Source organism: Kosakonia radicincitans DSM 16656, from assembly GCF_000280495.2.
In the GTDB taxonomy this organism is placed as follows: Bacteria; Pseudomonadota; Gammaproteobacteria; order Enterobacterales; family Enterobacteriaceae; genus Kosakonia; species Kosakonia radicincitans.
Genome location: NZ_CP018016.1, coordinates 5,160,215 through 5,181,433, shown reverse-complemented (window position 1 = coordinate 5,181,433; position 21,219 = coordinate 5,160,215). Strand labels below are relative to the sequence as shown.

Here is a 21,219-nt window from a genome sequence, read left to right as displayed (position 1 = left end):
GCTGATGTTATCACAATCGGTTTTACTTATGGCTGCGCCAGCACCTGCCAGCAATAGTTGAGGCAGCCTGGTTTGGCGGGTGAGTCAGATTTCATAAATTTTTTTTGTTGTTCCCCCTTGAAGGGAGAAACAGCTAACCCCATCTCTCTGGTCACCAGCCGGAGAACCGTTTGCGGCCCGGCGCCATCCATAACTGATAAAGACTTTCTCAAAGGAGAGCTATCAATGAGTATTCGTCCGTTACATGATCGTGTGATCGTCAAACGTAAAGAAGTTGAATCCAAATCTGCTGGCGGCATCGTTCTGACCGGTTCTGCAGCAGGTAAATCAACTCGTGGCGAAATCATCGCTGTCGGTAAGGGCCGCATCCTGGAAAACGGTACCGTTCAACCACTGGATGTGAAAGTGGGCGATATCGTGATTTTCAACGATGGTTACGGTGTGAAAGCTGAAAAAATCGATAACGAAGAAGTGCTGATCATGTCCGAAAGTGACATCCTGGCAATTGTTGAAGCGTAACAACGCGCGCGAACCTGAACGAATTTAAGGAAAGAGAAAATGGCAGCTAAAGACGTAAAATTCGGTAACGACGCCCGTGTAAAAATGCTGCGCGGCGTAAACGTTCTGGCAGATGCAGTGAAAGTTACCCTCGGTCCAAAAGGCCGTAATGTGGTTCTGGATAAATCTTTCGGTGCACCGACCATCACCAAAGATGGTGTTTCCGTAGCACGTGAAATCGAACTGGAAGACAAGTTCGAAAACATGGGCGCGCAGATGGTGAAAGAAGTGGCCTCCAAAGCGAACGACGCTGCGGGTGACGGTACCACTACTGCAACCGTTCTGGCGCAGGCAATCATCACTGAAGGTCTGAAAGCCGTTGCTGCGGGCATGAACCCGATGGACCTGAAACGTGGTATCGACAAAGCTGTCGCTGCTGCGGTTGAAGAGTTGAAAGCACTGTCCGTACCGTGCTCTGACTCTAAAGCTATCGCTCAGGTAGGTACTATCTCCGCAAACTCCGACGAAACCGTGGGTAAACTGATTGCGGAAGCGATGGATAAAGTGGGTAAAGAAGGCGTGATCACCGTTGAAGACGGTACCGGCCTGCAGGACGAACTGGACGTGGTTGAAGGTATGCAGTTCGACCGTGGTTACCTGTCTCCTTACTTCATCAACAAGCCGGAAACTGGCGCAGTAGAACTGGAAAGCCCGTTCATCCTGCTGGCTGATAAAAAAGTCTCCAACATCCGCGAAATGCTGCCGGTTCTGGAAGCCGTTGCAAAAGCAGGCAAACCGCTGGTTATCATCGCTGAAGACGTTGAAGGCGAAGCGCTGGCAACGCTGGTGGTTAACACCATGCGCGGCATCGTGAAAGTCGCTGCTGTTAAAGCACCGGGCTTCGGCGATCGTCGTAAAGCTATGCTGCAGGACATTGCAACCCTGACCGGTGGTACCGTGATTTCTGAAGAAATCGGTATGGAACTGGAAAAAGCCACCCTGGAAGATCTGGGTCAGGCTAAACGCGTTGTGATCAACAAAGACACCACCACCATCATCGATGGCGTGGGTGAAGAAGCTGCAATCCAGGGTCGCGTAACCCAGATTCGTCAGCAGATCGAAGAAGCGACTTCCGATTACGACCGTGAAAAACTGCAGGAGCGCGTAGCGAAACTGGCTGGCGGCGTTGCCGTTATCAAAGTTGGCGCAGCAACTGAAGTTGAAATGAAAGAGAAAAAAGCACGCGTTGAAGATGCGCTGCACGCGACCCGTGCTGCCGTTGAAGAAGGCGTGGTTGCTGGCGGTGGCGTTGCGCTGATCCGTGTAGCAAGCAAAATTGCTGACCTGAAAGGCCAGAACGAAGACCAGAACGTCGGTATCAAAGTTGCGCTGCGCGCAATGGAAGCACCGCTGCGTCAGATCGTGCTGAACTGCGGTGAAGAGCCGTCTGTAGTAGCGAACACCGTTAAAGCTGGCGACGGCAACTACGGTTACAACGCTGCGACCGAAGAGTACGGCAACATGATCGACATGGGTATCCTGGATCCGACCAAAGTGACCCGTTCTGCTCTGCAGTATGCGGCGTCTGTTGCTGGCCTGATGATCACTACCGAGTGCATGGTAACCGACCTGCCGAAAAGCGATGCGCCTGATTTAGGTGCTGCTGGCGGTATGGGCGGCATGGGCGGTATGGGCGGCATGATGTAATCGCTGCCGGACGCGCGAACAGGGCGACCTGTCGCGGGTTCAACGAAAAAGAGCGGGCATTGCCCGCTCTTTTTTTGCTTTCTGCTTTGCCCATGAATATGCATGAAACTATACCGGCAACGCTAACTCTGAAGGCACCTGCACGTTCTGGTGCCAGCTTGCGCGAGGCTGAAGGCCTGGGGGAAAATTGCAGATGCCTGTGCGGCTCTGCCAGACGCCAGCCAATAGCATGAAAAGCACTACCAGTAGCAACAATAACCCTAACTTTTTACAGTTTCTGCATATTAGCGGTGCATCTGCCCTTACTCCACTATTGGCGAATTCTTTATTGGCAACAATATGTATATCTGTGCTCAGTAAAAATCCTGTCTTAGGAATGGTTTTAATAACTTGAACGCCTAATCCAAAATTAGATAACATTCTACGTAACAGCGAAATATATTGATTTAGTGTATTGTTTGACGAATGCTGACCATATTTACCCCAAACCGCTTTCAAAATATCATTGCGCGTTAAGATTTTTCCTTGATTCTCAATTAAGAAAGTCAACAATCTACTGCTGGCGCGAGTCAGCGTTAAATGGCTTTTTTCGCTTTCAACTTCGTTATTCCAGATGGTGCCATCGGCAGGCCTGAAATGGATTTTGTGATTAATGATAAATATCATAGTCGTACCTTGCATGGCGATGCTTATTATGGTTTTAGTTATCCTGCATTAATGAGTTAATTAAGAGTTGTTGTTACCACGAACTATTATAGTGGTTACGATCTGTTTTTTAATGAGTGTCCCATTGATGATCCCGTTCAATGAATTTTTGAGGTGTTACCATACTGTCTATCTAATATATGTTGTCAATGGTTTTGGTGATGGTTTTCACGCGCAGAGGGGTTAATCAGATTATTATGAACGCCAGGTTTTTAATATGTTACGGTTTGCAGATTCAGGCGATGTGCTTGATATTGTTTTTATCGTTACCCGGCATATTATTTCATTGCCAATTATCGGTTGATATATAATCGCTTAACACGCTGTATTTAGCACTGGGTACTGTTTGAGGTGATGAGCGTTGGCGGTGAAAAAACAGGCGGAACGCCCTGCGTGAAACGTAAACCTCAACCAGCATGGCTGCGTTGAAGCGCCGCTAGCCTTTCAGAGCGTTGTTCTCCCTCCAGCCTCATCGTTGCTATACGCTTTCCGGGCACTATTTTCCGCGATTTGTGCGGCTTATGCTGAGTATGTTTTTCTTTTAGTCATCTTTTTAGTATAAGGTTTACACACGGGCGGCATGCGTCCAGCTCATTGATTATGGGGAATAACATGTACGTAAAACGTTTGGCTGGGATTATGGGCGGCGTGCTGCTGTTAGCGGGTTGCAGCAGCAGCAGTAGTGAATTAAGCGCCGCAGGACAAGGCGTACGCTTTGTGGAAGATAAACCGGGCGCGCAGTGCCAGTATCTCGGCACCGCCACTGGCTCGCAGAGCAACTGGCTCTCTGGCCAGCATGGCGAAGAGGGCGGTTCAATGCGCGCTGCGGCGAATGCGCTGCGCAACCAGGCGGCTGCGATGGGCGGCAACGTTCTTTATAACGTTTCCAGCCCGACGCAGGGTTTCTTATCCAGTTTTGTCCCGACCGCCAGCGAAATGAACGCGCAGGTCTATAAATGCCCTAACTAAGCTGTTTCTGCGGACTCCCGCTCATGCTGACGGGAGTCCGTTAATCGCTTCATTCCATTATTTATTCCTCTTTTCCTGACTCTTTTTTCATAAATTTTGTCAGTTAATCCGTCCTGAATATTAAGTTTTCTTAAGGTTAAACACCATTTCCTGTTTCTTTGCTGAGACGATACTGCGATCACTAAAGTATGCGGTTTTATTGTCGATATTGTTGGCAGGATGCAAAAATAAAAGGACTTTAAAACAGGGTACCTTTGGTGGATGTGAAGAGGGTCGGAGAGTCGATGAATATTACAAAAAAGTTATTACTTGCATTTTCGTTATTAATCTTGAGCTTAATTGGAACAAACCTTATTGCTGTTTTTTCGCTATCAAAAATTAGTAACGCACAAGATTATTTTCAGGCCAATATCTTGCCGAGCCTCGACGCCATGAACAAAGAGATGCTGAAGGTCACCAGCATCCGTAGTCAGCTTTATCTACATGGCCTGACGCAGGACGCTGCTGGTATGGCTGAAGTACAACAAAAAGCGTTTAAAATGTATGACGAATTATATGCCATGCATCAACATTACCTGAAGGAACTTATTTCCGATCAACATGATCTTGATTTGTCGAATAAAACGTTAGGTGATTTAGACAAATTCCGCACGGTGATGGACCAATATTTTAAAATATCAAATGCTAACGATCGCGATGGCGTCGTTAAAGCGATGCATAGTGGCGGTTTAGTTGCGGAAAACATTACCCTGCTGGTCAAGGATTTTGACGATCAAATTGCCTATAACACCTCGTTAGTGACTGCGGCCAACAGTAATAATAGTTCGTTGATTTCTCGCTCAATAACGTTATCTCTGATTGCCACGCTGGCGGCGACTCTTATTCTGGGACTGTTTGGTTTATTCACTGTGTTGAATATCAAACGTCGTCTGAATGAGATGAAAGACGGGATGGTCAGCATCAGCGAAAAACTGGATCTCAGCCATACGTTACCAACGGGGCGCCTGGATGAAATTGGCCGTGCCGTTGGGGCATTCAACCTGTTGATTGAACGGGTCGCGGAATCGCTGAGCATGGTGCGCAGCGCCTCCGGCTCGGTGAATACTGCCGCCAATGAGATTGCGCTCGGCAACAATGAACTCTCTGCACGTACCGAGCAGCAATCGGCCGCCGTGGTGGAAACGGCGGCGAGCATGGAAGAGCTGAGTTCGACGGTGAAACAGAACGCGCAGAACGCGCATCAGGCCAGCCAGCTAGCCACGTCAGCGGCAGATACGGCGGTAAAAGGCGGCACCGTTGTTGGCGTGGCGGTGAATCGCATGAAGGATATTATCGAAAGCTCGAAGCGCATTTCTGAAATCACCTCTGTGATTAATGGCATTGCATTTCAAACCAACATTCTGGCGCTTAACGCAGCCGTTGAAGCAGCCAGAGCGGGCGAGCAGGGGCGCGGTTTTGCGGTGGTAGCAGGCGAAGTGCGAAACCTGGCGCAGCGTAGCGCCCAGGCAGCCAAAGAGATTGAAGCCCTGATTCATGAGTCGGTTAACTATGTCGAAGAAGGTTCCCGGCAGGTCGATCTGGCGGGGGAAACGATGAGCGGCATTGTGCATTCCGTACAGCAGGTTAAAGATTTAATGCAGGAGATCGCCGCCGCGTCCGATGAGCAAAACCGTGGCATCTCGCAGATTGCCCAGGCGATGTCGGAAATGGATACCACTACACAGCAGAACGCCGCGCTGGTTCAGGAGTCTTCTGCCGCTGCCGGTAGCCTTGAAGAGCAAGCAGGCAAACTGCAACAGCTGGTTGATGTGTTCCGCTTGCCGGGGCAGCAACTGGAGAAAGTGAAAAAGTCGATCGGTAAAATGCATCAGCCAAAACAGGCTGCGGCTACTACGGGACAGGACGGTTGGGAGACGTTTTAAACGGCGATGACGAGCCTGCAAAGGCTCGTCATTATTTACGGCTTAGCTCTGGCGCAATTGCAGATCCAGTGGCGTTTTACTGGGTTCGCCGCCAATCTCGCGGGCAAGTTTCGGCACCATATAACCAGAAACCAGCGTCAGAAGCTCGCGCATAATCAAGCGTGCTTCGTCATCGCTGACCATAAAGTGCGCAGCGCCCTGAACTTTATCCAGCACGTGCAGATAGTAGGGCATCACCCCCGCATCAAATAACGCATTACTCAACTCCGCCAGCGTTTGCGCATTATCATTCACGCCGCGTAGCAGCACGCTTTGGTTCAGTAAAGTGACGCCCGCTTGCCGCAGTGCGGTCATCGCCGCGCGGAAGTCATCGCCGATCTCCTGGGCATGGTTAATATGATTGACCAGCAAAATTTGCAGAGATGAACGGGCGAAACGTGCGACCAGCGTATCGGTGATGCGCGCCGGGATCACAATCGGCAGGCGGCTGTGAATACGCAGGCGTTTAATGTGTGGAGTGGCTTCCAGCTGTTCCAGCAGCCAGTCCAGCTCATGATCTTTCGCCATCAGTGGATCGCCGCCGGAAAAGATGATTTCATCCAGCTCCGGATGCGCTGCAATGTAGTCCAGCGCGCCTTGCCAGTTACGCTTGTTGCCCTGATTTTCCGCGTAGGGGAAGTGGCGACGGAAGCAGTAGCGGCAGTTTACGGCGCAGCCGCCTTTCACCAGCAGCAGGGCGCGATTTCGGTATTTGTGCAGTAATCCAGGCACCACGCTACTCTGCTCTTCCAGCGGATCGGTGGTGAAACCCGGCGCGGCGATAAATTCCTGCGGTGCGGTGATCACCTGGCGCAATAGCGGATCGTTGGGATTGCCAGGCTGCATGCGCGCGGCGAAGGAACGCGGTACGCGTAGCGGAAACAGGCGTTTTGCCTCACGGCCTGCGGTTAAATTTTCATCCGTGTCTATCTTTAAAAGACGTAACAGTTCATCTGGATCGGTTATTACATCGGCAAGTTGCATTAACCAATCTTCTCTGGACGGGGTATTTAGGGTTACAATATGCGCCATTTTGTGGCTAAGCTACCAGTTAACAATTTTCAGAGGGCCTTATGGCGACTTACTATAGCAACGATTTTCGTGCTGGTCTTAAAATCATGTTGGACGGCGAACCTTATGCGGTTGAAGCCAGCGAATTCGTTAAACCAGGTAAAGGCCAGGCATTTGCGCGCGTTAAGCTGCGTCGCCTGCTGACCGGTACTCGCGTAGAAAAAACCTTCAAATCTACTGACTCTGCCGAAGGCGCAGACGTTGTCGATATGAACCTGACTTACCTGTACAACGACGGTGAGTTCTGGCACTTCATGAACAACGAAACTTTCGAACAGCTTTCCGCTGACGCCAAAGCGATTGGCGACAACGCAAAATGGCTGCTGGACCAGGCTGAGTGCATCGTGACCCTGTGGAACGGCCAGCCGATCTCCGTCACTCCGCCGAACTTTGTTGAGCTGGAAATCGTTGAAACCGATCCAGGTCTGAAAGGCGACACCGCGGGTACCGGCGGCAAACCGGCTACCCTGAGCACTGGCGCAGTGGTTAAAGTTCCGCTGTTCGTGCAGATCGGTGAAGTTATCAAAGTCGATACCCGCTCCGGCGAATACGTATCTCGCGTGAAGTAATGTCCGCGGCTTCGGCGTAGCATCATGCTACGCCGTTGAACATAACAAGGCAGGAATGATGAAACGCCTTACCAAAATCCTTTCACTTATGCTTATCAGCAGCGCTTTGCTGTCGGGCTGTAATACGGCGCGCGGCGTCGGCGAAGATATTCAGAGCCTCGGCCACGCTATTTCTCACGCGGTGAGCTAAAAACTTCACATCTTCTTAAAAATCTTCCCGTTCCGGTCTCACTGCGGAATTTTGTCTATGCTTAAGTGGCTATACACAAATAATATTGGTCACAAAAGGAAGATATTATGGTTAAGAAGACAATTGTTGCGATCTTTTCTGTATTGGTCCTTTCATCCGTTCTGACGGCGTGTAACACCACGCGTGGCGTCGGTCAGGATATCTCTGAAGGCGGCAGCGCAATCTCTGGCGCAGCAAGCAAAGCGCAGCAGTAATCCTTGCCGGTACGGCATCCGCCGTACCGCTAATTTGAATTTTCCGGCAGTGAAAGGAACGGCGTAAACCGATTTCCCATCCCGAGTTTCATACGAATATTACGCTTGTAGGTATAAACGGTTTTGCCGTTAATACTTAGCCTGGCCGCGATGCTTTGGTTACTTTTCCCTTCCATCCATAGCGTGAGCACTTTCTCTTCCTGTTTGGTCAGTAGCGGTGTCGCCATTTGTGGAATTGAACGCATCGGGCGCGCCAGCACAATGTCATCAATGACCTGCGCCAGTTTCTCCAGCGGTTCTGTTTTTAGCAGCGTTGCGCGAATTTTAAATTGCGCATAGAACCCGGAAAGTTGCGCATCGATACCCGATTCCAGCAGCAGTACCTGGTTTGAGTCGCCGCAGACGGAAAATAGCGATGCAAGCTGTTGAATATGATGGATTTCATTTTTGAAGCCATGAAGATCGGCAATCACCATATCGGGTTGCCACTGCACAATATGTTCTTTCGCCAGCATTAAATTATGCAACCCGGTGACGAGGAACGAGGCGGGGAATAAATCGGGTTGATTGAGCCAGGACTCCACCCCAACGCGGGTGAAGTAACAACGGTCAATCACGAGAATCTTGAACATATTTTTCTTCGCAGTCAGAGGGTGGCGCACAGCTTCCTGTATTCAGGAAAGTGATTCATCATAGGGGGTACATAAGGTGGGTAAATGCTGGAATTCCGCAGCGAACAGTAGCTATTTCTTGCTTTAACTTGCGGAATATAAGCAAGCACATTCAAGTTGAAATTTTAAACTGTAGCGGGCAAAATTTGCCTCTCTTCACATCTCTGGCGGGACGACCTGTCAGTTTCATTTTTTCCGGGGACGGCCCCGCATCGGAGCCAATCATGTCCTGGTTAATTCTTCTTATCGCCGGTCTTCTTGAAGTGGTGTGGGCTGTCGGCCTGAAATACACCCACGGCTTTACGCGACTTGCCCCCAGTATCATCACCGTTACGGCAATGATCGCCAGTATTGTGCTGCTGTCATGGGCAATGAAAACCCTGCCGGTCGGTACCGCCTATGCTATCTGGACCGGGATCGGGGCGGTGGGCGCGGCGGTTGCAGGGATTGTGTTGCTTGGCGAATCTGCAAGCCTGGCGCGTATTCTCAGTCTGTGCCTGATTGTTGCCGGAATCGTTGGGTTAAAGCTCAGCACACATTAGTAAGACTGATTAATCCAGAGTAGTTTTTCCACAGCAAAACCTTGCCGGCTGGCGATATCCAGCATCTGCTGTTTGACCTCTGCTGGCAGGGTGGGCGTGCGCGACAGCAGCCACAAATAGTCGCGATCCGGCTCGCAAACCAGCGCGTAGCGATATTCATCGTCAAGGGCGATGATGTTGTAACCGCCATAGAAAGGACCGAAGAAAGAGACCTTCAGCGCGGCGGTATTCGGATTGCCGGTGAAATATGCCACGCCGGTGGACTGTTGCCACATGTCGCGCTGCGGATTATAGCCGCGGTTTATCACCGTCAGTCCGCCGTCGTTGCGCAAACTGTAGGTGGCGGTGACTTTCTCCAGACCGCTCTCGAAGCGGTGGTCCAGACGGGCGATTTCGTACCATCTTCCAAGATAACGCTGGGTATTGAAGTTTTGCACAACGGTGACGCCATCAGGCGGGGTAGGGGAACTACAGGAGGAGAGCAGTAACGCAGCGGTAACCATGGCGATCATCAGCAACATGCGCATGAGATTTTTCCTTCCAGATCTTTTCTTTAGGGTATAGACGCTGGCAGGAAATTTGCTCTCCCGCTTGCGCAGGAGAGCGACAGGTATCAAATAAAAATGACGCCGATCAGTGTGACCACAGTCAGAATTGCCGCGAGACCGTAGAACACCCATTTACCGTTCGGTACGTGAATTTTCAAATCATGCATCATATGGTGGATACGGTGCAGACCGCACCACACCGGCAGGACAATCATTAAAAAGAGGAACACGCGGCCAATGAAGCTTTGCGCAAATGTCAGTACGCGCTCATAGCCCAGCGCTTCACCTGGGTAGAAGCTCAGCGGCAGCAGAATACCGACCAGCAGCACGATAACCGGCGCGACAATGGCGCTCCACATACCGCCTGCGCCGAACAAGCCCCAGAATACGGGTTCGTCAGAACGTTTTGGATTCGGGTTAATCACGTTGGCCTCCTTACCAGAAAAGAGCCACAAACAGCACCACCACAGTGACTACCGCAGTCACCACCCAAAGCCCTTTCACTACCGGCTCTGGCCCCATTTTTTCGCCTTTGACGATGATAAGCTGCGCTTTCGGCGCCAGATCAAACCAGGTTTTGGTGTGCAGCAGCGCGGCGGCGAGCGTCACCAGATTGAGGATCACCACAATCGGGTTTTGCAGAAAGTGCACGAACCCTTCCCAGCTTTCCGGCCCATGTTTTAGCGCAAACAGACCAAAGATCAGTTCGATACTGAACCAGACCGCAGGTACCGCCGTTCCTTCACGCAGCATGTAGAAGCGATAAAACGGCAGAGTTTTCCACCAGCTTGACGGCATGGGACGAACCCAGGCTTTACGTTTAGTCGTCATAATGCACTCCTTAGCGTGGTTTCAGGGTGGCGATAAGAAAGTCTTTCGAGCTTTCCACCTTGCCCTGCTGAATGGCCGCAGCCGGATCGACATGTTTCGGACATACTTCCGAACAGTAGCCGACAAACGTACAGCTCCACACGCCGTTCTGGCTGTTGAGTTGCCCCATGCGCTCTTTTTTGCCGTGATCGCGGCTATCAAGGTTATAGCGATGCGCCAGCGTAATCGCCGCCGGGCCGATGAACTCAGGATTCAGACCAAACTGCGGGCAGGCGGCATAGCACAGGCCGCAGTTAATGCAGCCGGAGAACTGATGGTACTTCGCCATCTGCGCCGGGGTTTGCTTGCCGGGTCCCTGATCTGGCGTGCGCGTATTGCCGATGATGTAAGGCTTAATCGCTTCGAGACTTTCGATAAAGTGGGTCATATCGACCACCAGATCGCGCTCAACCGGGAAGTTCGCCAGCGCCTCGACTTTCAGGCCTTTCTCGTAATCGCGCAGAAAGGTTTTACACGCCAGTTTCGGGACTTTGTTGACCATCATGCCGCAGGAGCCGCAAATCGCCATACGGCACGACCAGCGGTAGCTCAGATCCGGCGCAAGGTTATCTTTGATATAGTTCAGCGCGTCGAGCAGAGAAGTGGCTTCATCGTAAGGCACGTCATAGAAGGCACTGTGAGGCGCATCGTCCACTTCCGGGTTGTAACGCACCACCTCCACTTTCAGATTCTTCATCTCAGACATTGTTCGTCTCCTTCTTCTCAGACGATTCAGCTTCTGCACCGTATACGCGTTTCGCCGGTGGCAGCGTAGTGATCTTCACATCGCTGTATTCCAGTCGGGTTGCGCCGTCGGCATCGCGGAAAGCCAGCGTGTGCTTGAGGAAGTTGACGTCATCGCGCTCAGTACATCCCTCATCCAGGCGCTGATGCGCCCCGCGGGATTCTTTACGCGCCAGCGCCGAGTGCGCCATACATTCGGCTACGTTCAGCCCATGTCCCAGCTCGATGGTATAGAGCAGATCGGTGTTGAAGACGCTGGAAGTATCGGTAATGCGCACGCGTTTGAAGCGCTCTTGCAACTCGGCCAGCTTATCCACGGTTTTCTGCATTAATTCCGGCGTGCGGTAGATCCCGCAGCCTTCTTCCATGGATTCGCCCATTTCGTCGCGGATTTTCGCCCAGCTTTCGTTGCCGTCCTGATTGACCAGCGTTTTCAGACGCTGCTCGACATCTGCTGCCTGTGCGTTTAACGCATCGTCATTGGCCTGGCTTGCGGAGGCCGAACGTGCAATGGCGCGTTCACCGGCAAGGCGGCCAAACACGACGAGTTCCGCCAGCGAGTTCGAGCCGAGACGGTTGGCACCGTGCAGGCCGACCGATGAGCATTCACCCACTGCAAACAGCCCGGTGATGCGCGATTCGCAGTTTTGGTCGGTTTCGATACCGCCCATGGTGTAGTGGGCCGTCGGGCGTACCGGAATCGGCTCTTTGATCGGATCGACGCCAACATAGGCTTTCGCCAGTTCGCAGATAAACGGCAGACGTTCGTTGATTTTTTTCGCGCCAAGATGACGCAGGTCGAGGTAGACCACATCACCGCGCGGCGTAGAGATAGTGTTGCCTTTACGCCACTCATGCCAGAATGCTTGCGATACTTTGTCGCGCGGGCCGAGTTCCATATATTTGTTCTTCGGCTCGCCCAGCGGCGTTTCCGGCCCCATGCCGTAATCCTGCAAATAGCGGTAGCCGTTTTTGTTCACCAGAATACCGCCTTCGCCGCGGCAACCTTCCGTCATCAGAATGCCGGAACCCGGCAGGCCGGTTGGATGGTACTGCACGAACTCCATGTCGCGCAGCGGAACGCCGTGCGCCAGCGCCATGCCCATGCCATCGCCGGTTACAATGCCGCCGTTAGTGTTGTAGCGGTAAACGCGGCCAGCGCCGCCCGTTGCCATCACCACGGCATTGGCGCGAATCTGCACCAGCGTACCTTCCATCATATTCATGGCGACCAGCCCGCGGGCATGGTTGTCATCCACAAGGATATCCAGCACGAAATGTTCGTCGAAGCGTTGGATTTGTGGGAACTGAAGGGAAGTTTGAAACAGGGTGTGCAGCATATGGAAGCCGGTTTTATCGGCGGCGAACCAGGTACGTTCGATTTTCATCCCACCGAAGCGCCGCACGTTGACCGAACCATCCGGGCGACGGCTCCACGGACAGCCCCACTGTTCAAGTTGGGTCATTTCTGTCGGGCAATGATGCACAAAATAGTCAACGACATCCTGTTCGCAAAGCCAGTCACCGCCAGCAACGGTATCGTGGAAATGGTATTCGAAGCTGTCATGATCCTGGGCGACGGCGGCAGAACCGCCTTCTGCGGCAACCGTGTGGCTGCGCATCGGATAAACTTTTGAAATCAATGCGATTTTGGCTTTCGGGTTGGCTTGCGCCGCCGCAATTGCGGTGCGTAATCCCGCTCCGCCTGCGCCTATCACAGCGATATCGGCTTGAAAGGTTTGCACGACATTCCTCCAGATTATTGTTGTTCCGCAACGATAAGCCAGACCGCTTAAGGCAGTTGCGAATATGTTCCACTGCTCCTTTTTGGGTAAGGAGCAGTATAACCGCAGAGATCCAAGGGAAATTTGATGCGTTCGATTTTTTTGCTGTTCTTTAAGGCAATGCATCATTCATATTGATAAATATCATCCTTGATTACTTCCTCTTTATTTATAGACGAGATAAATGAAATTTTTTTGCGCAAAATTTGTCTCTGTGGATCGATGCGGGTAGACTTCGTGCCCTTGTCTGAATTTGGAGAACGTACCATGAGCGAAACGGCCACCTGGCAGCCGAGCGCATCCATCCCCAATTTATTAAAACGCGCGGCAATCATGGCGGAAATTCGGCGCTTCTTCGCCGATCGCGGCGTACTTGAGGTGGAGACGCCCTGTATGAGCCAGGCAACGGTAACGGACGTTCATCTGTTCCCGTTTGAAACCCGTTTTGTTGGCCCCGGCCATTCTCAGGGGATCAATCTCTACCTGATGACCAGCCCGGAATATCATATGAAGCGTCTGCTGGCGGCGGGCTGCGGCCCGGTATTCCAGCTGTGCAGAAGCTTCCGTAATGAAGAGATGGGCCGTCATCACAATCCTGAATTCACCATGCTTGAGTGGTATCGCCCGCACTACGACATGTACCGTCTGATGAATGAGGTGGACGATTTACTGCAACAGGTACTGGAGTGCCCGGCAGCGGAATCGCTCTCTTACCAGCAGGCGTTCCAGCGTTATCTGGAAGTGGATCCGCTCTCTGCTGATAAAGCGCAGTTGCGCGAAGTGGCGGCAAAACTCGATCTGAGCAATATTGCCGAGACAGAAGAAGACCGCGATACGCTGCTACAACTGCTGTTTGCCATGGGCGTTGAGCCGCATATCGGCAAAGATCGTCCGACTTTCGTGTACCACTTTCCGGCAAGCCAGGCCGCGCTGGCGCAGATCAGCACCGAAGATCACCGCGTGGCGGAGCGTTTTGAGGTCTATTTCAAAGGGATTGAGCTGGCGAATGGTTTCCATGAGCTGACTGATGCCCGCGAGCAGCAGCAGCGTTTTGAGCAGGATAACCGCAAGCGTGCGGCGCGTGGTCTGCCGCAGCAGCCAATGGACAATAATTTGCTGGAAGCGTTGAAAGCCGGCCTGCCGGATTGTTCCGGCGTGGCGTTGGGCGTTGATCGTCTGGTGATGCTGGCATTGCAGGCGGAAAGCCTGGCTGAGGTTATTGCGTTTACCGTTGACCGGGCGTAATTGCTTTGCATAACAGGAGCGCACCTTTTGTTCGCTCCTGAAGTAATATTCATCTCTTTTTTAAGTACATTGAAAAATCTTATTTAATACATATTCTATTTTCCTTTTATTATCATTCCTCTGCCAATTTGTTTATTATTTATTTGCGTTGCCGTATATGCTTAAATTGTTTTAAAAACAAATAATGTGAATGGATGATTAATATTTATGGATGATTCATTGATTTTTTGCAAAGTAGATAAATATGGTTTTCCTCATTGGGATGGGTTCGATTTTTTTCGATGGTATGTGCTTCCCAGTAACTGGAATCATCGTACTGGGGCTGCATATCTTTGGCTTTATAAAACTGCCTGGTTGATTCACCACCGGGGGGTGATTAAAAAGTCTGCCAGGGAGGCTCAAATACCTGAATTATTGTTGGCTGGCATCGCTGTTTCCGAAGTTGGTGGTACGCCAGAAAGGTTTAAAAGTGTCGGTGTGCTACAGTTCAGGCAAGTTTTAGAAATAGTTATGGGGAAAAAAGATAATATATATTCCAACTCTACATCTGTTGGTTCGATCGCTATACAACTTCGGGCAGCAGCAGAGACCATAGGTATCAGACCTGATACATTAAGTTTCTTTCAGCAATATAAACTTTCTCAGTGTTTACTTAATAATGATTTTAATATTAGAGTCGTTGCATTTCATCTCCGGGATCTCATTCTTTATGACAATCCGGGCAGTGATACTTCCCATCTGAGCGATGAGCAGATAATATTGGCTGGATCAAGGTATAATCGTGGTATTAGTCGCGATAAAAAAGACTTTATCGATTCTATTCATGCTCCGACAGGTGCACGTGAACGGGCATATAGTGAATATGGTCGCAGGATAATTGAGAAGAAGGATAGTCTGATGAGGATTCTGCGGGGGAATTAAATGCGCTGGAAAGCATTTACACTTGGTTTCGTCTGGTTCGTGTTCTCTGTTCTCTTTATCATCCTTTTTTCAGCTCAGGATAAAGAGTGGCTCATTGATGGCAACAGTATTAAAAATATATGTGATCTTATGATATATATTGAGCATGACGATACCCGCGATGTTGGGGTCGTCATGACTATCCCATTGTTTTTTCCCTTTATTTATCTGCTTGTCTGGAAAAAACGGCGGCATTGGTTACTTTACCTGACACTATTCTCTATTTTTGCATTCTGGCTGTGGCGGTTTTTCCTGCGCTATCAGTGGTGCTTGTAGGCATGTACCATCGAGTGGCGGCTACGTCTAAGTTGCTCTGGAAGTCCCGTATATTCGCTGGTCGGTAGGCCTGATGCCATAGCGCCATCAGGCCATTAGTCGCGCGTCTTACAAACTTCCCGCCGGGCGGTTGCCTTTGCCTGCGGAAGTCAGCGTTCGCGCCGTGCGTCTCCCGTCGAGACTCTCCAGCCGCATCTGGAATGGCGGGAACGGCAAATCGATGCCGTGTTCGCGGAAGCCCGCCAGAATCAACTGGTGGATTTCGTGGCGCAGTGGCATACGATGCCCCATCTCAGCGGCATAGATACGCAGTTCAAACAGTTGAATACCCTGTTGCAGATCGACCAGGAACACTTCCGGTGCCGGATTATCAATCACAAAAGAGCAGCGCTCGGCTGCGGTATAGAGGATCTGCGTCACCTCTTCACTGTTGGCGTCTGCTGGCGCAGGCACGGTTAAAACCACGCGCGTGACGGAATCGGAGAGCGACCAGTTAATAAACTGCTCGGTAATAAACGCCTTGTTCGGCACGATGATCTCTTTACGATCCCAGTCGCTGATGGTGGTGGCGCGGGTGTTGATTTTCGTCACGCTGCCCGTCAGATCGCGGATCGTTACGGTATCGCCAATGCGGATCGGCTTCTCAAACAGAATGATCAGGCCAGAGATGAAGTTGGCGAAAATCTCCTGTAAGCCAAAGCCGAGACCGACACCTAATGCGGCGACCAGCCATTGCAGCTTGGCCCATTCGATGCCGATCATCGAGAAGCCGACCAGCCCACCGAACAGCATCAGCAAATATTTAGTGATAGTGGTAATGGCATAACCGGTGCCGGGCGACAGATCCAGATGTTGCAGCAGCGCCAGTTCCAGCAATGCCGGAAGGTTGCGCACCAGTTGCGTGGTGATGATAAACACGAGAATGGCGATCAGCACCGCGCCGAGCGTAATTGGCTCCAGGCTTTCCACTCCCTGCACCGTTGAAGTGACATCCCATAGCGGAATATTTTCCAGAAAACCAAAAGCGGAATGGATCTCCGACCACAGCACGATGACAGACAGCAGGGCAATCAACATCAGAATCGAGCGCACCAGCCGCAGCGACTGGACGCTGATTGCATCCAGATCGACTTCCGGTTCATCGATATCGGCAGCGCCTTCGGTGCTGGAGTGATGCGGCACATCCTCTTCGCCCCGCGCACGTTGCGCGAGAATTTCCGCGCGGCGGTGGCGTGCGCGTTCAAACGCCAGGCGACGGCGCTGAATTAGCATCCAGCGGCGGATAATGTGGTAGACCACCAGCAGGGCGAACCAGATGGCGACGGAGGTTTCCAGACGCGCGAGCAGCGCCTGCGCTGTGGCTAGATAGCCGACCGCTGCGGCGAGGATCGCCGTCAGCGGCGCGCACAGCAGCAAATTCCACAACAGATGATTCGGCAAATTATCGGCGCTGCCGCTTTTGTCCACATAGAGCGGGATCCCGGCGCGTTTCATACTCAGCGTAACCAGCGCCAGCGCTCCGCAGATCAGGATAAAGCACAGCCGCCCCAGCGAGCCGGAGAATTCTCGATCGTTGAGGTTATCGAACATAATCAGCGCCATGATCAACGGTACGATAAAGCCAATACTCATCAGGTAGTAACGCATGCCGCGTGCAACGCGGTTGCGCGGCCAGCCAAAGTGGGCGACAAACAAACCGGTTGGACGGGCGAAGGTGGCGCAAATCATCACCACCCACAGCAGCGGTACGGTAGCCGTAACGCCATCACCGATGGCGACCGCCAGCGGCCAGGGCCAGGCTTCCTGCAAACCATAACCGAGCGTGGCCCACAGCACTGGAAGCGGTGATGCGACGAGAATCGACCAGAAAACGGTGCGCATGGTCAGCCAGAAGTGATCCTGTGTGACCTTGCCGACGCGGGCGCTTGAACGCTCCAGAAAGCGGGTAAAATGCCGACGTGAATAGATGCTGAAACCCACCAGCGCTAACGCACCAAACAGCGGGAACAGCGTCTCTTTGCTGGTCAGCATCATAATACTGGCTTTGCCAAGCTGGCTGAGGGTATCCAGCGACAATAAACGGCGCAGATCCTGCACAATCTCGATTGGCCATGCAAAGGTCAGCGGGCTGACATCCGCCGTCCAGAACAGGTAGCGGTGCGTTGCTTCATTCACCTCTTTCAGCGCATCTTCGAGCTGGCTATTGGCCACTTTCAGCTTGGTGAGTTCGAGGATCAGCGTATCGCCGCCCTGAAGCAAAGAATTCAGCAGCTCGCGCTGCGTGCGCAACTGGGCTTCCAGAATGCGGTTCTGCTCGGCGGTAAGCGCTTTGCCGTCCGCCTGGCGGATTTGTCGCAGTTGCGGCTGCTTATTCAGCAAATCCTCATAGCGCATCCGATGGACGCGCAGTTGCGCCATCTCGGTATCCAGTTGCTGCGGTTTTGGCATTTCCGGCAGTCGGGCAACCTGCGCGCGCAGCGCTTCACCCAGCATATTCGAGGCACCGAGCCATTGAGACTGCTCACGCAGTGTATTCAGCGCCTGGCGAACCTGTAAAGTCTGCCCGGAGGCCTGCCGCTGCTGGGATGCGACCAGATCCATACGCTGCGCCTGTTGATTCAGCGCCTGCGACAGTTCACGGTTGATGCGGAACTGCTCGACAATACCGGCGGGCAGATTGGCACTGTTTTCTGCCAGTAGCTCAGTGCTCTCCAGCGCCTGTTCGGCTTCGCGCTGGCGCTGGCTGTTGAGCTGGTTACGCAAGGCCTGGAGATACGCATCCAACTGCTGGCTCTGTTTCTGCGCCAGTTCGGAGCGCATCCGCGCCAGTTCCTGGCGGTTATTGGCGGAGAGTTGCGCCAGATCCAGCTCATCAACCAGCGCTTTCAGCTTCGCGGATTCTGCCTGCGCGCCGAAGTTTTGCGCCTGCGCCAGCGGCGTGTTGGTGTTTTGCGCGCCAAGTCGGCGCTCCACTTCGGTAACCTGGCGGCGTGCGTCGGTCTGCTGTTGCGGGAGCTGGCTCAGGGAATCGCTGATCTCTCTGGCGCGTTCCTGCTCCTGTTGGGCGAGTCGGGTTTTTTCCAGCAACTGGCTGCTGACTTGCAGGATCTCCTGATTCAGCGCGTCGCTGCTCATCCCTTCGGGAACCGATTTGGGTTCATCGCGCAGGTTATCCAACTGTGCGCGCAGGGTGCGGGAAAGCTTGGGGAAATTATCAATAACTTGTTGATATTGCTGCGCGCGTTCGAGGGAACCTTTGCGTTCCTCAAGGGCGTTGAGCGCGGCCTGGAGCACCTCGATCGTTTCTGCCTGCTCCGGCGTGCTTTTCGCCGCCTTAACCTGCTCCAGTTCCTGGGTGATTTGTCGGGCATCGGGAGCCGTTGCTGCAACGGCTCCCTGGCTGAGGCACCAGGCCATCAGAAAAACGATAATCAGGCGCACATCAGTCTCCGTGGTGCGGGGGGTTAGCCCTGGTCTTTTTGGTCGTCAACCAGCGGGCTGGCGTCGTGTTCTGCCTGGATTTCCGCTTCCGGCAACGGTGACGGTTCGGTAACTACCGGCGCGAAGGGCTCGGTAGAAACGGCCAGCGGCTGGCCGATTTTTGTTACCGACAGGCTTTGCAGTTGCTCTGCCAGCGCCACTTTGCCCGGCGCAAAGAGGTTGATGACGGTCGAACCGAGTTTGAAGCGGCCCATCTCCTGGCCTTTCAGCAGTGCAACCGCGCCTTCGCTGTCGCCCGCAGGCCATGTCCAGCGTTTGATAATGCCTTCGCGCGGTGGCGTGATGGTGCCTGCCCACACGGTTTCGATACTGCCGACAATGGTCGCGCCGACAAGAATTTGCGCCATCGGGCCAAACTCGGTATCAAACAGGCAGATCACGCGTTCGTTACGGGCAAAGAGATTAGGGACATTTTGCGCCGTCAGATGGTTAACAGAGAAGAGATCGCCCGGCACGTAAATCATCTCGCGCAGGATGCCGTTACACGGCATATGAACACGGTGATAATCGCGCGGAGAGAGATAGGTGGTGACAAAGCTACCGTTACGGAACAGATCTGCCATCAGGTAGTTACCCGCCAGCAGTGCTTCCAGGCTGTAGTTGTGGCCTTTGGCCTGCAGGATTTTGTCATTCTCAATGGCACCAAGCTGGCTGATAACGCCGTCTGCGGGCATCACCAGCACGTTCGGATCGGTATTGAGCGGGCGCACGTCGTCGCGCAGCGGACGCACAAAGAAATCGTTAAAGGTGCGGTAGCTGGCGGTGTCCGGCTTCTGCGCCTCTTTCATATCGACCTTGTAGTATTTTACGAACAGATCGATAACCAGTTTGGTCAGCCAGCCTGCACGTTTGCTTGCGCCCCAGCCCGCTAGGCGAGTGAGCCACAGTTTAGGCAGAATGTATTGAAGCGAAAGTTTAAGTGAGTTTAACAAGGTAGCCTCCAGGCCATTGTTTTTGTCGTTCCTGACCCGGCGCCGGAGCGCCTGAGTCTTTGAAAAGGGGACGATTTTAGCGACGCATAGCTTAGTTGTCAGTCGTCCGATTCAGAAAAGCTTTTACGCGTTTTTACTTGCGCCATGCTTTCCAGAATACGGTGATAGTTGTCGAAACGGCTTTCTGCAATCTCGCCATTTTCTACCGCCTCGCGGATGGCGCAACCGGGATCGGTATCGTGTTTGCAGTCGCGATATTTACAGTGACCAATGTAGTCATGGAATTCGACAAACCCGTTGGTGATTTGTTCCGGTTCGAGATGCCAGAGGCCAAACTCACGAACACCCGGTGAATCAATCACATCGCCGCCGTGCGGGAAGTGGTAGAGGCGCGCTGCGGTCGTAGTGTGCTGCCCCAGGCCGGAAACATCAGAAACATCGTTAGTGAGTATTTGCTCTTCCTGGAAACCGAGCAGCGCATTGAGCAGGCTTGATTTCCCGACGCCGGACTGCCCGGCAAAGATGCTTACACGGTCGGTTAGCGCTTCAACGAGCGGCGCCAGGCCATCTTGCGTGTGGCTGGAGACCATCAGCACCTGGTAGCCAATGTTGCGGTAGATATCCATCTGCTCATTGACGAATGCCATTCCTTCGTCATCCAGCAGATCGATTTTGTTCAGGACGATCAGCGGAGCAACCTGCAATGTTTCGCAGGCAACCAGATAGCGATCGATAATATTGAGTGACAGTTCCGGCAGAATGGCGGAGACCACTACGATTTGATCGATGTTGGCGGCAATGGGTTTTACGCCATCATAAAAATCAGGGCGCGTCAGCACCGAGGTGCGTTCGTGCACAGCTTCAACAATGCCCTTGACGGTGACGCCTTCCGCTGCTTCTTTACCCGGACGCCAGACAACGCGGTCGCCGGTGACCAGCGAGCGAATCGTGCGGCGAATGTTACAGCGATGCACTTCGCCGTCGGCAGATTCCACATCGGCGTGCATGCCAAAGCGGCTGATCACCACCCCTTCGGACGCTTCGCCGAACAGGTTGTCATCGTAGTCAGCTTTCTCCGCAGACGTTTTCAGTCGGCGCTGGTGGTTCGCTTTTACGCGGCGCTGCTGTCCTTTGGAGAGTTTATTTTTACTCAATCGTGCTGGCTCCTGGTCGCCCTGGATGGGCAAAACCTCTATGATACACGCAATTTTAGATGAATATA

The 21,219-nt window shown here is 52.6% G+C and carries 22 protein-coding genes; 11 read left to right on the top strand and 11 right to left on the bottom strand.

Annotation, left to right across the window (positions count from 1 at the left end; genetic code table 11):
• Window positions 1-225 precede the first annotated feature (225 nt).
• Both Y71_RS24860 and groL read left to right on the top strand, forming a co-directional pair.
• Complete coding sequence (locus Y71_RS24860; RefSeq protein WP_007372708.1) at window positions 226-519, top strand: co-chaperone GroES; 294 nt, start codon at window positions 226-228, stop codon at window positions 517-519.
• Between the two features lie 39 nt (window positions 520-558).
• Window positions 559-2,205 (top strand): chaperonin GroEL, encoded by a 1,647-nt coding sequence (groL, locus tag Y71_RS24855; protein ID WP_007372709.1) that lies wholly within the window; start codon window positions 559-561, stop codon window positions 2,203-2,205.
• A 108-nt stretch (window positions 2,206-2,313) separates the two neighbouring features.
• Here groL and Y71_RS24850 read toward each other — a convergent pair whose 3' ends face one another.
• Window positions 2,314-2,871 carry a winged helix-turn-helix domain-containing protein gene (locus tag Y71_RS24850; RefSeq protein WP_007372710.1) on the bottom strand — a complete coding sequence of 186 codons (558 nt, stop codon included), beginning with the start codon at window positions 2,869-2,871 and terminating at the stop codon, window positions 2,314-2,316.
• Window positions 2,872-3,522: 651 nt separating this feature from the next.
• Here Y71_RS24850 and Y71_RS24845 point away from each other — a divergent pair.
• Both Y71_RS24845 and Y71_RS24840 read left to right on the top strand, forming a co-directional pair.
• The gene (locus Y71_RS24845; protein WP_007372711.1) at window positions 3,523-3,879 is read left to right on the top strand and encodes a DUF4156 domain-containing protein; all 357 of its coding nucleotides are present in this window, start codon (window positions 3,523-3,525) and stop codon (window positions 3,877-3,879) included.
• A 413-nt stretch (window positions 3,880-4,292) separates the two neighbouring features.
• Window positions 4,293-5,801 carry a methyl-accepting chemotaxis protein gene (locus tag Y71_RS24840; RefSeq protein ID WP_390884136.1) on the top strand — a complete coding sequence of 503 codons (1,509 nt, stop codon included), beginning with the start codon at window positions 4,293-4,295 and terminating at the stop codon, window positions 5,799-5,801.
• A 42-nt stretch (window positions 5,802-5,843) separates the two neighbouring features.
• On the opposite strand, the gene epmB is transcribed toward Y71_RS24840, so the two are convergent.
• Complete coding sequence (epmB, locus tag Y71_RS24835) at window positions 5,844-6,872, bottom strand: EF-P beta-lysylation protein EpmB (RefSeq protein ID WP_035943029.1); 1,029 nt, start codon at window positions 6,870-6,872, stop codon at window positions 5,844-5,846.
• Window positions 6,873-6,913: 41 nt separating this feature from the next.
• Between epmB and efp the strand changes: the two genes are divergently transcribed.
• From efp to ecnB, 3 genes are all read left to right on the top strand, one after another.
• Window positions 6,914-7,480, top strand: coding sequence for an elongation factor P (efp, locus tag Y71_RS24830; RefSeq protein WP_007372714.1), 567 nt, complete (start codon window positions 6,914-6,916; stop codon window positions 7,478-7,480).
• Window positions 7,481-7,538: 58 nt separating this feature from the next.
• Window positions 7,539-7,670, top strand: a complete 132-nt coding sequence (locus Y71_RS24825) for an entericidin A/B family lipoprotein (protein WP_035886951.1) — start codon at window positions 7,539-7,541, stop codon at window positions 7,668-7,670.
• A gap of 107 nt (window positions 7,671-7,777) precedes the next feature.
• Window positions 7,778-7,924, top strand: coding sequence for a lipoprotein toxin entericidin B (gene ecnB / locus Y71_RS24820; RefSeq protein ID WP_007372716.1), 147 nt, complete (start codon window positions 7,778-7,780; stop codon window positions 7,922-7,924).
• Between the two features lie 29 nt (window positions 7,925-7,953).
• Here ecnB and Y71_RS24815 read toward each other — a convergent pair whose 3' ends face one another.
• Window positions 7,954-8,556 carry a LuxR C-terminal-related transcriptional regulator gene (locus tag Y71_RS24815; protein ID WP_007372717.1) on the bottom strand — a complete coding sequence of 201 codons (603 nt, stop codon included), beginning with the start codon at window positions 8,554-8,556 and terminating at the stop codon, window positions 7,954-7,956.
• Window positions 8,557-8,819: 263 nt separating this feature from the next.
• On the opposite strand from Y71_RS24815, the gene sugE reads away from it, so the two are divergent.
• Window positions 8,820-9,137: a quaternary ammonium compound efflux SMR transporter SugE gene (sugE, locus tag Y71_RS24810; protein ID WP_007372719.1), complete on the top strand. Its 318-nt coding sequence runs from the start codon at window positions 8,820-8,822 to the stop codon at window positions 9,135-9,137.
• Here sugE and Y71_RS24805 read toward each other — a convergent pair.
• From Y71_RS24805 to frdA, 5 genes are all read right to left on the bottom strand, one after another.
• Window positions 9,134-9,664, bottom strand: coding sequence for a lipocalin family protein (locus tag Y71_RS24805; RefSeq protein ID WP_007372720.1), 531 nt, complete (start codon window positions 9,662-9,664; stop codon window positions 9,134-9,136). The genes sugE and Y71_RS24805 overlap by 4 nt on opposite strands.
• A gap of 86 nt (window positions 9,665-9,750) precedes the next feature.
• Window positions 9,751-10,110: a fumarate reductase subunit FrdD gene (gene frdD, locus Y71_RS24800; protein ID WP_007372721.1), complete on the bottom strand. Its 360-nt coding sequence runs from the start codon at window positions 10,108-10,110 to the stop codon at window positions 9,751-9,753.
• A 10-nt stretch (window positions 10,111-10,120) separates the two neighbouring features.
• Window positions 10,121-10,516 carry a fumarate reductase subunit FrdC gene (frdC, locus tag Y71_RS24795; RefSeq protein WP_007372722.1) on the bottom strand — a complete coding sequence of 132 codons (396 nt, stop codon included), beginning with the start codon at window positions 10,514-10,516 and terminating at the stop codon, window positions 10,121-10,123.
• Window positions 10,517-10,526: 10 nt separating this feature from the next.
• Entirely contained in the window at window positions 10,527-11,261 is a 735-nt protein-coding gene (locus tag Y71_RS24790) for a succinate dehydrogenase/fumarate reductase iron-sulfur subunit (RefSeq protein ID WP_007372723.1), read from the bottom strand.
• Complete coding sequence (gene frdA, locus Y71_RS24785) at window positions 11,254-13,044, bottom strand: fumarate reductase (quinol) flavoprotein subunit (RefSeq protein WP_007372724.1); 1,791 nt, start codon at window positions 13,042-13,044, stop codon at window positions 11,254-11,256. Before frdA ends, Y71_RS24790 begins: the two co-directional genes overlap by 8 nt.
• A 306-nt stretch (window positions 13,045-13,350) precedes the next feature.
• Here frdA and epmA point away from each other — a divergent pair, with 306 nt between their 5' ends.
• The 3 genes from epmA (at window position 13,351) to Y71_RS24770 (ending at window position 15,564) form a co-directional block, all read left to right on the top strand.
• Window positions 13,351-14,328: an elongation factor P--(R)-beta-lysine ligase gene (gene epmA, locus Y71_RS24780; protein ID WP_007372726.1), complete on the top strand. Its 978-nt coding sequence runs from the start codon at window positions 13,351-13,353 to the stop codon at window positions 14,326-14,328.
• Window positions 14,329-14,535: 207 nt separating this feature from the next.
• Window positions 14,536-15,249 carry a hypothetical protein gene (locus tag Y71_RS24775; protein ID WP_035886952.1) on the top strand — a complete coding sequence of 238 codons (714 nt, stop codon included), beginning with the start codon at window positions 14,536-14,538 and terminating at the stop codon, window positions 15,247-15,249.
• Window positions 15,250-15,564, top strand: coding sequence for a YjeO family protein (locus Y71_RS24770; RefSeq protein WP_007372727.1), 315 nt, complete (start codon window positions 15,250-15,252; stop codon window positions 15,562-15,564). It begins immediately after the preceding gene.
• Between the two features lie 108 nt (window positions 15,565-15,672).
• On the opposite strand, the gene mscM is transcribed toward Y71_RS24770, so the two are convergent.
• The 3 genes from mscM to rsgA form a co-directional block, all read right to left on the bottom strand.
• Window positions 15,673-19,005: a miniconductance mechanosensitive channel MscM gene (mscM, locus tag Y71_RS24765; RefSeq protein WP_007372728.1), complete on the bottom strand. Its 3,333-nt coding sequence runs from the start codon at window positions 19,003-19,005 to the stop codon at window positions 15,673-15,675.
• Between the two features lie 23 nt (window positions 19,006-19,028).
• Window positions 19,029-19,997: an archaetidylserine decarboxylase gene (asd, locus tag Y71_RS24760; RefSeq protein ID WP_007372729.1), complete on the bottom strand. Its 969-nt coding sequence runs from the start codon at window positions 19,995-19,997 to the stop codon at window positions 19,029-19,031.
• A gap of 98 nt (window positions 19,998-20,095) precedes the next feature.
• Complete coding sequence (gene rsgA / locus Y71_RS24755) at window positions 20,096-21,151, bottom strand: small ribosomal subunit biogenesis GTPase RsgA (protein WP_007372730.1); 1,056 nt, start codon at window positions 21,149-21,151, stop codon at window positions 20,096-20,098.
• Between the last annotated feature and the right edge of the window lie 68 nt (window positions 21,152-21,219).